16 protein-coding genes and 1 riboswitch are annotated in these 14,026 nt (G+C 45.8%); of the genes, 9 read left to right on the top strand and 7 right to left on the bottom strand.

Translation table 11 applies throughout. The features are described 5' to 3' along the window. The first annotated feature begins 56 nt into the window (after positions 1-56). Positions 57-1,193, top strand: coding sequence for a THUMP domain-containing class I SAM-dependent RNA methyltransferase (locus HQN88_RS21660; protein WP_173116413.1), 1,137 nt, complete (start codon positions 57-59; stop codon positions 1,191-1,193). A 375-nt stretch (positions 1,194-1,568) separates the two neighbouring features. Here HQN88_RS21660 and gloA2 read toward each other — a convergent pair whose 3' ends face one another. The 4 genes from gloA2 to HQN88_RS21640 all read right to left on the bottom strand — a co-directional run bounded on the left by gloA2 (position 1,569) and on the right by HQN88_RS21640 (position 4,918). Beyond that, complete coding sequence (gloA2, locus tag HQN88_RS21655; protein ID WP_173116411.1) at positions 1,569-1,964, bottom strand: SMU1112c/YaeR family gloxylase I-like metalloprotein; 396 nt, start codon at positions 1,962-1,964, stop codon at positions 1,569-1,571. Positions 1,965-2,034: 70 nt separating this feature from the next. Continuing rightward, positions 2,035-2,949, bottom strand: coding sequence for an exopolyphosphatase (locus HQN88_RS21650; RefSeq protein ID WP_173116409.1), 915 nt, complete (start codon positions 2,947-2,949; stop codon positions 2,035-2,037). 112 nt (positions 2,950-3,061) lie between these two features. Further along, on the bottom strand, positions 3,062-3,367 hold the full coding sequence (locus tag HQN88_RS37775; RefSeq protein WP_246320387.1) for a hypothetical protein: 306 nt from the start codon (positions 3,365-3,367) through the stop codon (positions 3,062-3,064). A gap of 118 nt (positions 3,368-3,485) precedes the next feature. Continuing rightward, positions 3,486-3,579, bottom strand: a riboswitch (cyclic di-GMP riboswitch). A gap of 115 nt (positions 3,580-3,694) precedes the next feature. After that, positions 3,695-4,918, bottom strand: coding sequence for an MDR family MFS transporter (locus HQN88_RS21640; RefSeq protein WP_173116407.1), 1,224 nt, complete (start codon positions 4,916-4,918; stop codon positions 3,695-3,697). A gap of 186 nt (positions 4,919-5,104) precedes the next feature. Here HQN88_RS21640 and HQN88_RS21635 point away from each other — a divergent pair, with 186 nt between their 5' ends. Together HQN88_RS21635 and HQN88_RS21630 are read left to right on the top strand one after the other, a co-directional pair. Then, the gene (locus HQN88_RS21635; RefSeq protein ID WP_173116405.1) at positions 5,105-5,995 is read left to right on the top strand and encodes a TIGR01777 family oxidoreductase; all 891 of its coding nucleotides are present in this window, start codon (positions 5,105-5,107) and stop codon (positions 5,993-5,995) included. Positions 5,996-6,065: 70 nt separating this feature from the next. Then, on the top strand, positions 6,066-6,560 hold the full coding sequence (locus tag HQN88_RS21630) for a glutathione peroxidase (protein WP_173116403.1): 495 nt from the start codon (positions 6,066-6,068) through the stop codon (positions 6,558-6,560). Between the two features lie 62 nt (positions 6,561-6,622). Here the strand turns inward: HQN88_RS21630 and HQN88_RS21625 are convergent, their stop codons facing one another. Continuing rightward, positions 6,623-6,844, bottom strand: coding sequence for a YuzB family protein (locus tag HQN88_RS21625; RefSeq protein WP_028556521.1), 222 nt, complete (start codon positions 6,842-6,844; stop codon positions 6,623-6,625). Continuing rightward, entirely contained in the window at positions 6,844-7,146 is a 303-nt protein-coding gene (locus HQN88_RS21620) for a HesB/IscA family protein (protein WP_173116401.1), read from the bottom strand. The genes HQN88_RS21625 and HQN88_RS21620 overlap by 1 nt, the downstream gene beginning before the upstream one ends. Before the next feature lie 220 nt (positions 7,147-7,366). Here HQN88_RS21620 and HQN88_RS21615 point away from each other — a divergent pair, with 220 nt between their 5' ends. From HQN88_RS21615 to ytvI, 3 genes are read left to right on the top strand one after another with little or no spacing between them, the layout of a single operon-like run. Continuing rightward, positions 7,367-7,726 carry a winged helix-turn-helix transcriptional regulator gene (locus HQN88_RS21615; protein ID WP_056616422.1) on the top strand — a complete coding sequence of 120 codons (360 nt, stop codon included), beginning with the start codon at positions 7,367-7,369 and terminating at the stop codon, positions 7,724-7,726. Between the two features lie 40 nt (positions 7,727-7,766). Then, positions 7,767-8,513, top strand: coding sequence for a type I methionyl aminopeptidase (gene map / locus HQN88_RS21610; RefSeq protein ID WP_173116399.1), 747 nt, complete (start codon positions 7,767-7,769; stop codon positions 8,511-8,513). Positions 8,514-8,531: 18 nt separating this feature from the next. Beyond that, on the top strand, positions 8,532-9,644 hold the full coding sequence (ytvI, locus tag HQN88_RS21605) for a sporulation integral membrane protein YtvI (RefSeq protein ID WP_173116397.1): 1,113 nt from the start codon (positions 8,532-8,534) through the stop codon (positions 9,642-9,644). Between the two features lie 58 nt (positions 9,645-9,702). On the opposite strand, the gene HQN88_RS21600 is transcribed toward ytvI, so the two are convergent. After that, positions 9,703-10,482, bottom strand: a complete 780-nt coding sequence (locus tag HQN88_RS21600; protein WP_173116395.1) for a helix-turn-helix domain-containing protein — start codon at positions 10,480-10,482, stop codon at positions 9,703-9,705. 120 nt (positions 10,483-10,602) lie between these two features. Between HQN88_RS21600 and HQN88_RS21595 the strand changes: the two genes are divergently transcribed. From HQN88_RS21595 to HQN88_RS21585, 3 genes are all read left to right on the top strand, one after another. Then, positions 10,603-12,849, top strand: coding sequence for an FAD-dependent oxidoreductase (locus HQN88_RS21595; RefSeq protein ID WP_173116393.1), 2,247 nt, complete (start codon positions 10,603-10,605; stop codon positions 12,847-12,849). A gap of 259 nt (positions 12,850-13,108) precedes the next feature. After that, positions 13,109-13,276, top strand: coding sequence for a hypothetical protein (locus HQN88_RS21590; protein WP_162261632.1), 168 nt, complete (start codon positions 13,109-13,111; stop codon positions 13,274-13,276). Between the two features lie 330 nt (positions 13,277-13,606). Next, positions 13,607-13,903, top strand: a complete 297-nt coding sequence (locus HQN88_RS21585; RefSeq protein WP_056609655.1) for a transposase — start codon at positions 13,607-13,609, stop codon at positions 13,901-13,903. The last annotated feature ends 123 nt before the right edge of the window (positions 13,904-14,026 follow it).

Raw genomic sequence — 14,026 nt, 5'->3', positions numbered from 1 at the left:
TGTTAATTGTATGAGTTTTCTGAGCGTTGTACAACCCGGATGGAAGGACTATACCTATGCCACAAAAAATTGAACTAATCGCCACTTGTCCGATGGGACTAGAGGCTATCGTTGCCCGCGAAATCCGTGATCTCGGCTATGAGGAATTGACCGTCGAGAATGGACGCGTTCGTTTCTTTGGTGACGAATTGGCCATCTGTCGTACGAACCTTTGGCTGCGTACAGCAGATCGCGTCCTCGTACTCATGGGGCAATTCAAAGCAACAACCTTCGACGAGCTTTTCGAAGGCACCAAAGCTCTCGCTTGGCCAGACTGGATCCCGAACGATGCCGAATTCCCTGTCGAGGGGCGATCCCATAAGTCGCAATTATCGAGCGTTCCCGCTTGCCAAGGAATCGCTAAGAAAGCTGTCGTTGAGAAGCTCAAGCAGCGCTATGGCACCGAGTGGTTCCCCGAGAACGGAGCGCGCTACGTCATTGAAGTCGCGCTTCTGAACGATATCGCGACGTTAACCATCGACACGACCGGCCCGAGCCTTCATAAGCGGGGCTATCGTAAGCTCGTGACTGAAGCGCCGCTAAAGGAAACGATGGCGGCTGCAATGATCCTGCTAAGCCGCTGGAACGTCGACCGGCCGCTCTACGACCCGTTCTGCGGGTCGGGTACCATCCCGATCGAAGCCGCAATGATCGGCTGGAACATCGCGCCAGGCCTGCGGCGCAGCTTCCCTAGTGAAGCTTGGGGGAACATTCCCCGCAAGCTGTGGGACAAAGCCCGCGACGAAGCCTTCGACGCGGTGAAAGACAACGTGCCGCTGCACATCGTCGGCAGCGATATTGATCCTGCTGCCATCGAAGTGGCAGAGGCGGCCGCCAAGGCAGCTGGACTGACGAAGCAGTTCCAGCTGAAGGTTGAACCCATCGCCAAAGCGCGCCCACGCGGCGACTATGGCTGCTTGATCACCAACCCGCCGTATGGCGAGCGACTTGGTGAAGCACCAGATGTCGAGCTGGCGCTTCGCGAGCTCGGCGCACTCACGCGGCCGATGCCGTCGTGGAGCCTGTTCATCCTAAGCCCGAGCACCCAGCTCGAGCATTATATGAACCGCCGCGCTGATAAGAAGCGTAAGCTGTTTAACGGTCGGATCGAATGTAATTTGTTCCAGTATCTAGGCCCTTTGCCTCCGCGCTGATAACTCACATAGCATACAGATAAATGAAACAGCGGCAGCGAGACTTTATGTCTTCGCTGCCGCTATTTTGGGATTACACATACGGAGAGCTGATCCTTCCCGTTTCCCGCTCCGTTGTAACGGACACAGAAGCCCTTATTCGTGGGATCATCACCACTTCAGAATTTTAACGGACACCAACGCGGCTATTCGTCCTTTTTGAATGAAAACTTGATTCAAAATGAGCAACTAGGAGCTCTCCTGTCCGTTAGGTTCAAAAAGTAACGAATTACAGAACAATAACGGCGCTGGTGTCCGTTATGCATCAAGGTGACTAATCGCTCTACCATTTATAAGTCAATAGTCCGATCTACTTCAGCCCGCTCAGAATTTCACCTATCCAACAATCTCCACCAACTCCAACGGCAGTCCATCGGGATCCACGAAAAACGTGTACAGATTCCCCGTAATCGGATCAATTCGCACTGGCTCAACTGGAATTCCTTTGCCTTCTAACTCTTGTACACTTTGCTCCATATCGGCAACAACGAAGGCCAGGTGACGCAGTCCCCTAGCTTCTGGTTGATTTACACGCAGTGGTGGATTCGGAAAAGAAAACAATTCAATTTCCTGCGCGGTATCCCCGATTCGCAAATCCAATTTGTACGAGTCTCTTTCAGCGCGGTAGGTTTCGTGAATGACGGTGAGCCCGAGTAAATGAACATAGAAATGCTTCGATAGTTCGTAATTGGAACAAATAATCGCAACGTGATGCATCTGTTTTAAATCCATTGAATATGACCTCCTCACAAAGAAAAACCGCACGCTGGGCTGCTCCCCCGCTGCGGCTTGTCCACTTATTTTAACCTGCTGCTTGCATCGTTTCAACGATTTTGTGCAGAACCTCGTCAGCTTGCGCATAGTCCACTTGGCAAGTCCCAGCAGCTTGATGCCCGCCACCACCATTTTGGAGCATCAAATCACCAATGTTTGTTTGTGCGGTGCGATTGACAATGCTATGCCCACAAGCGAATACGCAGTTTTGTTTGTTTCGACCGTCAACTATCCAAATGGAAATATTTTGCTCCGGATAGAGCGCATATACCATGAAACGATTCCCTGGATAGATCGTCTCCACGTTGCGAAGGTCAGTAATAATGACATTTCCTTCTACCCGAGTATAGGTTTGCAGCATATCCCGGTAAAGCGCATCTAGTTCAAAATAACGAGCTACACGCTCTTTGACATCGGGCAATTCCATGATCTCGTCAACGGATTTCGTTGCACAATGCTCGACTAGATCCTCCATCAACTGATAGTTGCTGATGCGATAATCCCGATAACGACCTAACCCCGTTCGAGCGTCCATGATAAACGAAAGCAAATCCCAACCGCTCGGATTCAAAATATCCTCTTTGCTAAATTGCGCGGAGTCCGCTTTATCTACACCCAACATAATATCGTCGATATCGCCAAAGGTTTCTTTTCCACCGTAGTAATCATAGACAACTCGCGCAGCGCTTGGAGCCAGCCGTGTTTCACCTTTGAACGTTACGGATTCCCCCATCCGTGTGAGTTCACTAGAATGGTGATCGAACCATAAACCGCATCCTGCGACATAGGGCACATTAGCTAAAATATCATTCTCGGTAACCTCAATTAAGCCATCTTGCATATCTTTGGGATGGACAAATTTCATTTCATCCACCATGTTTAATTGTTTGAAGAGCATCGCGCATACTAAGCCATCGAAATCGGAACGTGTGATCAATCTCATGCCATGCATCTCCTTTAATATAGTCCTTAAGAACTACGAATTGTATTGGTATATTATATCAGCTAGTGTTGATTGGTGACAATGAGCGATTTCAAAAAAAAGAGCGATTCACCTAGATAGGTTGAACCGCTCTCAATTTGGATGATAGACATTGCAAAAGTCTTGTGACAAACCCTTCAATTTGAGCCATAGGGGGCATTTTCACAGAAAGCTTTACTTCACCTTTCCAGTAAAAAATCAGAATGCTATTGTTTCTCCCGTGAAACATTTCAACATCCCAACACGCTTCGTTCAATGCATACTCTTCTCGATTAATCATAAGCTTAGGACCATCCGTGGATGGCACCAAACGAGCAACATGGTTACCGCATAACGATGTTGCTTTTTGTTCATCCTGCAATTTTACTTCTGATTTCATGCCGCTAGGGCCTCCTTTGTGCGTGTCATTCCATTTGATTCATTTGCTTCGCTATGACAGAGAAAAAACCCCACCGTAGTGAACCGACTAGAGGGGTTCGAAAGTGAATTCCCAATCGTTCGGCGGCTGGCTGGCTGCTTGTCCTTTGCAGGAGAAGTAAGGCCCCTGTAGCTTTGCGTCACTGGCTTTCGCCAGCTTTGCCTTTGTCGAGATGACGTGCACAATCCTGTTAGATGTAGCTTCCTACTATTCCTTGCTATACTCTCAAGGATAAGGGATGACGATTTGAAATCGAATAGTTCGGAGGAACTATTTTTACGAAATTCATCATAATATTTGCATTTTCGACGTTATATTCGCAACATTTCGACGTTTTGTGCCTCTCCAATAGAAAATTGAGCCAATCAAGGACAAAATAGCGATCACAAGAAAGAGTGTGCTGCCGCCATAAGATACTAATAAAAAGCCGCCAATCCATGGTCCCATAAAGTGACCGATGTTCGTTAACGTTTGAGCACCATAGTACGTTCCGCGCATGTGTTCTGGAGCTAGCTTATCAATCAACATGTTCGCGGCTGGATAGTTTAGAATTTCACCAAATGTAAAGATCCCCATCGAAATAATCATCCATGGCAGCGTGTGTGAAAAGGCAAATCCGATATCTCCTAATGCGAACATGAAGTTGCCAACAACAATTGCCGTTAGAGGTGAATACTTTTCCGCCCATCTCCCCAAAGGGATCTGCATCGCAATGACGACAATGGCATTGGCGCTCATGAGAATGGCAAACATTTTGACCCCATCAGCCCAATCCCTTTGCAAGTACTGCGACAACGTAACCATTACCTGTGAATAGCCAATGGCTCCGATAATCCCCCCGATAATGTACAAACGAAAGGTCATATCTTTACGAATAACATCTATCGCAGAACGGAAAGTAACAATTGATTTCTTCTCACCCTCAATTTTCTTAATCCCAAACTTAATAAGAAGGGCGTAAAGTGTAAGGCCATAAATTCCATAAATGATTCCTGTGAGCAGAAATGGTAAGGCTCCGTTCATTGTCGCAAAGAAAGCTCCCAGTAATGGACCAACAGCTACACCGACGTTAATCGCCATGTACCGAAGAGAGAATACCTGTCGCCTTTTGGAGGGCTCTGTTAGATCTGCCATTAAGGCCTGTGATACGGGTTCATAAAAAGAACGACAAAGTCCATTCAGCATATTGAGCAGCATAAACAACACGGGAAGTTTGACGACTCCAAAGCCTAGGAAGACAAAGCTCCACCCGAACAGTGCCGCGAGCATAATGATTCGACGCCCAAATCGATCCGACAAGGTGCCACCGATAAAACCGCCAAACGTTCCAGCTAACGCCCCCATTCCAATGACAATACCTATGACGCCTGGACTCATATCGGAGTGCTTCGCCAAATAGATAGCTAGGAACGGTAAACTCATGGAAGAAGCAGCCCGAGCCATGACCGTACCTAAGATAAGCGTATGTACGATAGGATGATAGGCTTGAAGAAATTGACGCATACGATTCATAGACGATGACTCCTCTCGCTGACACACGAATTACCCTTTGGTTAATTAATAACCAAAATCCAATTATACACGAAAATAGCGAATTGTGTCGTCATTTCAGACTAAGAAGTTTACTCTAACTTTCCATGTCTCAGATGGTATTTATTGGGTAGAGAATTTATAATAACGATATGGAGGTGCTTGCATATGAAAATAGCGATCACAGGCGGCAGCGGATTTATAGGAAAACGATTAATCTCATACTGGTTGGGACAAGGTCACGAACTCATTAATATTTCACGCTCATCTTCCAAGCAGATACCACGGGTCAGAACGATAACATGGGATCAGTTAGAGCAGAATACGGAATCTCTTGCAGGTCTTGATGCCATCGTAAATTTGGCAGGTGAATCCATCAGTCAACGATGGACGCAAGCGGCTAAGACGCGAATTGTACAATCCCGATTGCAAGCGGCTGATCATGTAGCCAAGCTAGTCGCCAAAATGAATCCAAAGCCTAAAGTCGTTGTGAATGCTTCTGGCATGTCGTATTACGGTATTTCGGAGACGGATACGTTTGACGAGAGAAGTCCTTATCGAGAAACAGACTTCCTAGCCAACGTAGTCAAGCAATGGGAAGCTGCAGCTGATCTGATTCAAGGCACACGTATCGTGAAGGTGCGGGTTGGGCTTGTGTTGGATAATAAAGAAGGTGCGTTCCCTAAGATGGCACTTCCATATAAGTTTGGTGTAGGCGGCACCGTGGGCAGTGGCAAGCAATGGCACTCGTGGATTCACATCGATGATATGGTGAGAATGCTTGATTTTTGCGTTCAAAATGACGCGATTGTGGGTCCTGTAAACGCCACAGCACCAAACCCTGTAACGAATAAACAATTGGGGCAAGAGATTGCGACTGCTATGCATAGACCTAATCTCTTCCCCGTTCCCGCATTTATGATGAAGTTAATTTTCGGCGAACTTTCTGTTCTCCTTCTGGAAGGTCAGAAGGTCATTCCGCGTGTCTTGCAAGAGCATGGTTTTGAGTGGCGTTTCCCTTGGATAACAGGTGCATTAGAAGATTTGGCAAAAAAATAACTTTCCTTCCGAATTAAAATTGTGTACAATTAAATTGTGAGAAATATTAGTAGCGGAAGGTAGTGTCACTATGAGTGTACATCAATTTCAAGTGAAGACGATTCGCGGTGAGGACAAATCTCTTAGCGATTACAAGAACCAAGTCCTGCTTATTGTAAATACAGCAACCAAATGCGGGTTAGCTCCTCAATTCGAAGGACTTCAGAAGTTACACGACACCTATAAAGATCAAGGCTTTAGTGTCCTAGGTTTTCCCTGCAATCAATTCAGGGATCAAGAGCCTGGCGATAACAAACAAGTTGAACAAGCGTGCCAGCTTAATTTCGGTGTTAATTTCCCGTTATTTGCCAAGATTGATGTGAATGGCGCTGATGCCCATCCTTTGTATCGTTATTTGAAAAGCAAGGCATCTGGCCTATTCGGATCTGGCATCAAGTGGAATTTCACCAAATTCCTTGTCGATGGAAACGGCAATGTGATCAAGCGCTTCTCACCGACTACGAAACCGCATAAGATCGATCATGAAATTCGTAAGCTGTTAGAAAAATCAGCCGTGCATGCCTAATTTCACAGCTTATATAAGCCAAAAAAAAGCATCCTGTCCTTATTGGACGGATGCTTTTTTAATCATTTCACATATTTTTTTGCTTTTTCGATGGCTTCGTCTTCTGTTGCGCCCGTAATGTAGCGGCCATTAATAAAGATGAATGCGAATCTCGAACATGGACCGCAATACGATTTGCACGCAACTTTGACTTCCGTATCCGGTGCAATTGCACTTATTTTGGCAAGCGCTGATTTCACCTTCATGTGTTTGCATTTATCACAAATGCGAATATCATTCCGCATTAGTGGTCTCCGTGGTTCCCCTTACTTGGGTTAGTAATCATGAAGCCTTCTTCTGGTGTGTAGAAGTAGTCAATACGAATACCGTCTAGAAGCGGCTCTGATTGATCCAACAAAACATCAATTCCTTTGTCTGTGTTTACAACAACATCATTTTCCGTTTTATCATCAAGACCCAAACCATAGTGAGCATGATCACCATGCTTATGCGTCACTTGTACGCGAACCAACAAACCTTGGTTTTCTTCTTTATCAAGCTCCAATTGAAGTACTTTTGCTGCATTACGAGAAATTTTGACATTCATATGTACACATCTCCTGAAACAATAAATTTTAATTTTAACTCTATTGTAAAGAATCTAGAGCATGAAATCAACCTTGTCCTATTCTACCCTTCTATTGCCAAATTCCATAAGGAACTTTAAAATACATAGTAGTATGAGTATTAATCCCTTATTACAAAATGTTAACTTACTAACCTTAAAGTAAGTACCCTACACGATTTTGATGAAAGGAAGCGATCTCATGTCCACTCTTGAAAATGAAAAAGTCGCTCCACTAAGCAACTATGTTCCCAAAATCCCCAAAGAAATCGAGTGTTCCGTCGAGCGAACCTTGGAGGTTATTGGTGGGAAATGGGCCTTTCTTGTTCTTCGCGAATTATTCTGTGGAACGAAACGTTTCGGAGAGCTGCAGCGTCAAATTACGGGCATTAGTCCCAAATCCCTTACGGATATTTTGCGCCATCTGGAAGAACACGGGGTTCTCGAGCGCATGGCGTTCCCTACAGTTCCTGTTACAGTTGAGTATACCTTGACACCAAAAGGGCAGGATCTGCATCAAATTATTAGAGAGATGAAGCTTTGGTCAGCAAAATGGACATAATGAACAATTAGGGAAGCTAGCTGAAGAGGAGAGAAACTTGATGATTACTATTAAAACGAAAGAACAGATTGAAGCCATGGGGAAAGCAGGCCGAATTCTTGCGGATTGCCATAAAGAAATCGCCAAAATGATTCGCCCAGGCATTACTTCATGGGAAATCGATCAATTTGTCGAAGGCTTTCTGGCCAAACATGGCGCTACACCTGAGCAAAAAGGGTATCACGGCTATCCCTATGCAACCTGTGCTTCGGTAAATGACGTCATCTGTCATGGCTTCCCAAAGAAAGAGCCGCTCAATGATGGTGACATTGTTACGATTGACATGGTCGTTCGGGTCGATGGGTGGTTAGCAGATTCCGCTTGGTCTTACGCGGTTGGTACGATTTCGCCTGTTGCTGAGAAACTCTTGCAAGTTACCAAGGAGTCCTTATATAAAGGTATTGAAAAAGCAGTCGTTGGTAATCGGATCGGCGATGTCGCTAACGCTATTCAAGTTTATGCGGAGTCGCATGGCTTCTCGGTTGTTAGAGATTTCATCGGTCACGGAATCGGCTCCGAGATGCATGAAGAGCCTCAAGTGCCGCATTATGGACCGGCTGGCAAAGGGCCGCGCATCAAGGAAGGCATGGTTTTCACCATTGAACCCATGTTGAATGTTGGTAAATATCACTCCAAAGTCGACCAAGACGGTTGGACAGCTAGAACATACGATGGCAGTCTCTCTGCACAATACGAGCACACGATTGCGATCACTAGTAACGGACCGATTATTTTAACTGAACAATAACGATCTGGGGGAACAGGGATGCTTTCTTTTTACAAGAAATATTGGCGAACGGTATTCGACATAGGGCTCATCGTATTAACCGTCTACTTATTCATGCTGTTATTCAGTTATTTGTACGCTATCGCCACGCCAATCTTCTTGGCCTTGATTATTTTCATGATGATCGAGCCTTTGGCTCGGTTTTTGAATCGCAAAGGCATGCGTAAATCGCTTGCCTCCGCCCTTTCAACCTTGGTTTTCGTCTTGATCATCCTAGGTGCGTTGGCTGGGGCAGTCGTCATCTTCACCAGTCAAATCATGAGTCTTGTGGATAAAATCGATGACTACGCAGCGGTTTTCAACGAGCAGATTATTCATCGCATTGCGGAGTTAAATGATCGATTCCAAGCCCTGCCCGATGATGTGACTGGTAAGGCCAAAGATTATGCTGGTCAATTTGCTGGCAAAGCGTCTACATTCCTTGTCGCCTTTTTATCAGGCTTAGTCGCCTCCCTGACCTCTTTCTCCACGTTCATGTTCAATTTCATCGTCGGCATTATTCTCGCATACTTCTTAAGCATCGAAATTGAATCTTGGAAACGTATTGCAAGTGAGCAAACACCGAACACCTTTAAATCCGCCTTCTTTTTTCTTAAGGAAAATGTCGTGAAGGGGATCGTTTCTTACATAAAAGCACAAGCCAAGCTCATCACATTAACGTTCATCGTTGTCTTTATTGCCTTGCTCGTACTGAATGTGAATAATGCCTTCTCTATCGCCCTATTGTCAGCGATTTTTGATGTCCTTCCATTGCTTGGTGTTTCCACACTATTCATCCCGTGGATTATATACTTATTTATCGTTGGTAATACAACGCTGGCAATCTGGCTAAGTTCACTGCTTCTAGTCGTGATTCTCGTCAGACAAATTATGGAACCCAAAATCACAGGTGAATCCTTAGGGGTATCGGCATTTACTACCTTAGCGTTCATGATTATCTCTCTTTCCCTATTTGGGGTAGCTGGGGTGATCCTCTCACCAGTACTGATCATTCTGATCAAAGCCTTGCATACGCAAGGATATTTACAGCGTTGGATCCGTAAGCCGGAGAACGAATATACCGAAGGAAAACTGCCGTATACGGGCAATTAGCCTTTAGCACACAACCCCCCAGTCTTCTATTGAAGATCTGGGGGGTTGTGCTTTTGTACTATACTCGATGCATACTGCGATACAAGGAGGGAGCTTTGCCGATTTTTTGCGTAAACACACGGCTCAAGTAAAAGCCATTCTCATAACCACATTGGGCCGCGATCATGTCCAGCGTGAATGTCGTATTTTCCAAAAGATGTTTCGCACGCGTAAGACGCAAGTCATTAATAAATTCGGTTGGTGTTTGGGCAAAGGCTTTCCGAAATCTGCGGGTAAATTGAACAGGCGTCAGTCCCAATGAGGTGGCTACTTCCAGCATCGATAGATTGCCAAACGCATGGTCGGTCAGAAAGCCCCGTGCTTGGTCCATATCTCCATCTATAATAGTAGCAGGTGAGCCTTCCTTGATAAGGTTCTCCATTTGTACCATTCGGAAGAGATCATTCACAAGATGCAGCTTATGCTGAGTGCTCTCTTCATCCCACCCTTGCATAGATCGCAAATAGCGATAACTAGACGTCAGGCGCGGCAGATCTTGGACGGACAGCTTTCCCTTCCAACTAGCTTCCTGTTCCATATGGGGCTCCCCAATAAACTGTATAAAATGAAACGTCAGCGGCTCGATCGTTTTTCTACGAAACACGGTTCGAGGGGGGCACAGCACCAGGTCTCCGAATTTAGCCTCACCTTGCTCCGTACGAATTTCATAGAAGAAGCCCCCTTCCTCCACCGCAAACAACGTCCAACATGGGTAGTCATCACGCTCAAACATAAACTCTTTTTTCTGATGCCAGTACACATGAGATAAGAGTTTCAAGGCTGGATCGCGATAGGCCATATCCTACTCTCCATTCGATGAAATAAAGTATATGCTAATTGTAACTCACTGTATGTTAAAAGGATATCACCTATTTTAAAATGAAAGCATGGATATTCTAAAACTAGTGAGGTGCTCATTATGAAGCATGAAATCGTTACATCTGATATCACAGTCGTTGGCGGTGGCTTGGCAGGCGTTTGTGCAGCAGTTGCTGCAGCACGATTAGGTCAAACTGTTTCTCTCGTTCAAAATCGTCCGGTACTTGGCGGAAATGCCAGCAGTGAAATACGTGTATGGGTGTGTGGTGCCACTTCACATGGTGTCCACCGCAATGCCCGCGAAACCGGTATTATGGGTGAACTTTTTGTAGAAAACCAATATCGCAATATTGATGGCAACCCTTACATCTGGGATTTAATTGTCCTTGAAAAAGTGAAAGCGGAGCCAAATATTACTTTATTCTTAAACACAGATGTGCACGAGGTCGATGCCTCAGGTGACGATGATAATCGCACCATTCAAGCTGTCACAGGTTGGATGATGGGCTCGGAGCGAAGAATCCGTTTCGAAAGTCGTGTTTTCCTCGATTGTACAGGAGATGGTCTAGTCGGCTTCCTAGCAGGCGCTAAATTCCGTATTGGCCGCGAAGCTAGGCATGAATTAAACGAGGAATGGGCACCTCTTATCCCCGATGATATCACGCTCGGAAGCACACTTCTTTTCTACACCAAAGATGCTGGCCGCCCAGTTAAATATATAGCACCAAGTTTTGCTAAAGATATTACACAAACGTCTATCCCTATGAAGCGAGTCATTCGCAGCGGCGATAATGGGTGCGCTTACTGGTGGATTGAATGGGGCGGAGAACATGACACTGTTCATGATAATGAGCGAATTCGTGATGAGCTTTCCTCCGTTATCTATGGGATTTGGGATTATATCAAAAACTCAGGGAAATTTGACAGCGCCAATTTAACATTGGAATGGATTGGATCGATTCCAGGGAAACGGGAATACCGCCGTTTCGTCGGGGACTACGTCCTGAATCAAAATGACGTGATTGCCCAAGAGTTCTTCGAGGACCGCGTTGCCTTCGGCGGCTGGTCGATTGATTTGCACCCGCCGCAAGGCATGTATTCGACGGAAAGCGGCTCTAAACATATGCATATGGATGGTTCCTATCATATCCCGTTCCGTTCCCTCTATTCGACCAACGTGTCGAATATGCTCATGGCTGGACGCAATATCAGCGCGTCCCACGTTGCTTTCGGCACAACACGTGTCATGGCGACATGTGCTGTAATTGGCGAAGCTGCGGGCACAGGCGCAGCCCTGTGCGCAGCCAAAGGGATCTCACCACGCGAGCTGCATAGCGAGCACTTGAACGAGCTGCAGCAGACGCTGCTGCGGCAGGATGCGTCGATTCTCGGCGTAGTGAATAACGACGAGGGAGATCTTGTGCGCAGCGCGACGCTGACGGCCTCCAGCACGCTGACAGAGCTGGCTTTGGAGCAGTCGGCTGGTGTTTATCCTTTGGAGACGCCGGCAGCGCTTCTAGTGCCCGTAGATCCGTTTATTAATGGCTTAGAGCTATTAGTCGATGCGACTGCTGCTACAGAGCTTACTGTCGAACTGTGGGACACAGGCAAGCCGCAGAATTACGTCCCTCAAACACTCATAGCGACCGTTGTCGTGCCTGTAGCTGAGGGGACTAAGCAGTGGGTTACAGCAGCGCTGAATTGGGAGCCAACACACGCTCAGAACGCGTTCATCGTGCTCAAAAGCAACCCTGCTCTAGCTGTACATCTATCCGATCGCCCGCAATCTGGCGTACTGTCCTTTAAGAATAATGCGGTCACGACAAGTACAGCAGACTTCGGGGACATGCAACCTGATCAACCTGTGATCGACTGGAGTCCGTATAACTTTAAACGGAAGCCAATCTGCTTCCGACTTCTCTCGCCAACATCCGCTTATGCGGCTGAGAAAGCTGCTGACGGCCACAAACGGCCTTACGGTAGTCCACATCTGTGGTCTTCCGCTGGAGGCAATGGTGCTGAGGAATGGCTCGAAGCTAGCTGGACGGGAACTCATAGCATTGGGGAAGTGCATCTAACGTTCAATGATGACGTGAACGAGGATTTAATTAACTTGCATCATCATCGGACCGAATTCGAAATTATTCCAGAACTCGTTAAAGATTATTCAGTGCAAGCATGGGTTGGGGAATCGTGGACAACAGTTGTTGAGGCAACTAACAATCATACAAGGCACCATGTTCATGTGTTAGACAGCGCCGTATCAACGAACCGTCTGCGTGTCGTTGTGGCATCAACGAATGGCTCTGCACATGCAGAAATCGTGGAATTACGTTGTTACCGTTAAAATAGTGCCATTGAAAGAACCGATATCGCCATGTGCTTCATGGTTGAGATCGGTTCTTTTTATGCTTTGATGTAGATGGATGGTGATGGTTTCCCACTCTGATTGTTGGCGTTGCTGTGTTCATTTTCTCGGACAAGCCCCCTTAATTATTTTAAAAATAGGCTCGCTTTGCTCTTGTTTAACCTTACATGATGTGTTATATTAAAAGTGCGTAGAATCAAGGTTTTCGCTTTTAAAAGCTGACATAGGAGTGATGAAAATGTTACAAATTCCGCATGGCGAAGAAATTATTCGTGTTGAAATGACAGTCAAGGAAGCGCTTGCATTAACTGGAACCAAATTCGCCCAAAGCAACAAACTTGAGACCGATGCAATGAAGAAGCTTAAACAATCTTTAGCAGATAAACTACTCACACCAAACCATTAATTCATACACATATGGGCCCCGCGAGATTAACTCGTGGGGCTTTTTATTGATGTTCTAGAGGGAACTATGGGGATCTACAGTGCAAACTTCCGATTCCTAAGTCGGCGCTGGTCGTCGCAAATGAAATAACTGGAAATTCTACAGCTATTCTTGAGAAATCCATTGTTAAATTCAATTTAGATGGAAAATAGGTAGTTAATTTGGCCTCATCCGATCCTATTTGCAAAAACGTAGCTAATTAGCTGTATATATGCACTTAGAATTAAAAGTGGACGTCTCTTAGTGTAGGAGTAATAATAATCTTAACTATGAACTAAGAGGTGTCTATCCATGAGCGAATCAAGACAACGATATAATGAAACTTTTAAACGTGAAGCTGTAAAGTATGTGCAAGAACAGACTAAATCCCTAGAGCATATCGCGGATGAGTTGAATATCAATCCTGGTACCCTTCGTAACTGGTTGGGGAAATATCGGGAGTTTGATCATGAACCTGTGAACAAAGTGGAAAACCTCCGCGAGCAGTCTCAGCTCATTGATGACCAGAAACGGGAAATCGAAGATCTGAAGGAGGAGATCGCGATTCTAAAAAAGGCCATGCACATCTTCAGCAAAGAAAAGAACTGAGATTTAAGTTCATTGAAGATCACCGCTCCGAGTTTCGATTGGAGAAGATGTGCAAAGTGTTAAAGGTCTCCAAGAGCGGATATTACAAATGGCGAGCAGCTGGAGTCTCTGAGCAGTGCAAAC

Source organism: Paenibacillus qinlingensis (assembly GCF_013204845.1).
Classification (GTDB): Bacteria; Bacillota; Bacilli; order Paenibacillales; family NBRC-103111; genus Paenibacillus_E; species Paenibacillus_E qinlingensis.
This window is presented reverse-complemented; position numbering and strand designations above follow the sequence as displayed.

Bases quoted from the DNA above. Each gene is read 5' to 3' on its own strand.
- ytvI (WP_173116397.1), top strand. From the start codon at position 8,532: ATGCTTTCTTTTTACAAGAAATATTGGCGAACGGTATTCGACATAGGG.
- HQN88_RS21590 (WP_162261632.1), top strand. From the start codon at position 13,109: ATGTTACAAATTCCGCATGGCGAAGAAATTATTCGTGTTGAAATGACA.
- HQN88_RS21625 (WP_028556521.1), bottom strand. From the start codon at position 6,844: ATGCGGAATGATATTCGCATTTGTGATAAATGCAAACACATGAAGGTG.
- HQN88_RS21615 (WP_056616422.1), top strand. From the start codon at position 7,367: ATGTCCACTCTTGAAAATGAAAAAGTCGCTCCACTAAGCAACTATGTT.
- HQN88_RS21635 (WP_173116405.1), top strand. From the start codon at position 5,105: ATGAAAATAGCGATCACAGGCGGCAGCGGATTTATAGGAAAACGATTA.
- HQN88_RS21620 (WP_173116401.1), bottom strand. From the start codon at position 7,146: ATGAATGTCAAAATTTCTCGTAATGCAGCAAAAGTACTTCAATTGGAG.
- map (WP_173116399.1), top strand. From the start codon at position 7,767: ATGATTACTATTAAAACGAAAGAACAGATTGAAGCCATGGGGAAAGCA.
- HQN88_RS21630 (WP_173116403.1), top strand. From the start codon at position 6,066: ATGAGTGTACATCAATTTCAAGTGAAGACGATTCGCGGTGAGGACAAA.
- HQN88_RS21640 (WP_173116407.1), bottom strand. From the start codon at position 4,918: ATGAATCGTATGCGTCAATTTCTTCAAGCCTATCATCCTATCGTACAT.
- HQN88_RS21650 (WP_173116409.1), bottom strand. From the start codon at position 2,949: ATGAGATTGATCACACGTTCCGATTTCGATGGCTTAGTATGCGCGATG.
- HQN88_RS21600 (WP_173116395.1), bottom strand. From the start codon at position 10,482: ATGGCCTATCGCGATCCAGCCTTGAAACTCTTATCTCATGTGTACTGG.
- HQN88_RS21660 (WP_173116413.1), top strand. From the start codon at position 57: ATGCCACAAAAAATTGAACTAATCGCCACTTGTCCGATGGGACTAGAG.
- HQN88_RS21595 (WP_173116393.1), top strand. From the start codon at position 10,603: ATGAAGCATGAAATCGTTACATCTGATATCACAGTCGTTGGCGGTGGC.
- HQN88_RS37775 (WP_246320387.1), bottom strand. From the start codon at position 3,367: ATGAAATCAGAAGTAAAATTGCAGGATGAACAAAAAGCAACATCGTTA.
- gloA2 (WP_173116411.1), bottom strand. From the start codon at position 1,964: ATGGATTTAAAACAGATGCATCACGTTGCGATTATTTGTTCCAATTAC.
- HQN88_RS21585 (WP_056609655.1), top strand. From the start codon at position 13,607: ATGAGCGAATCAAGACAACGATATAATGAAACTTTTAAACGTGAAGCT.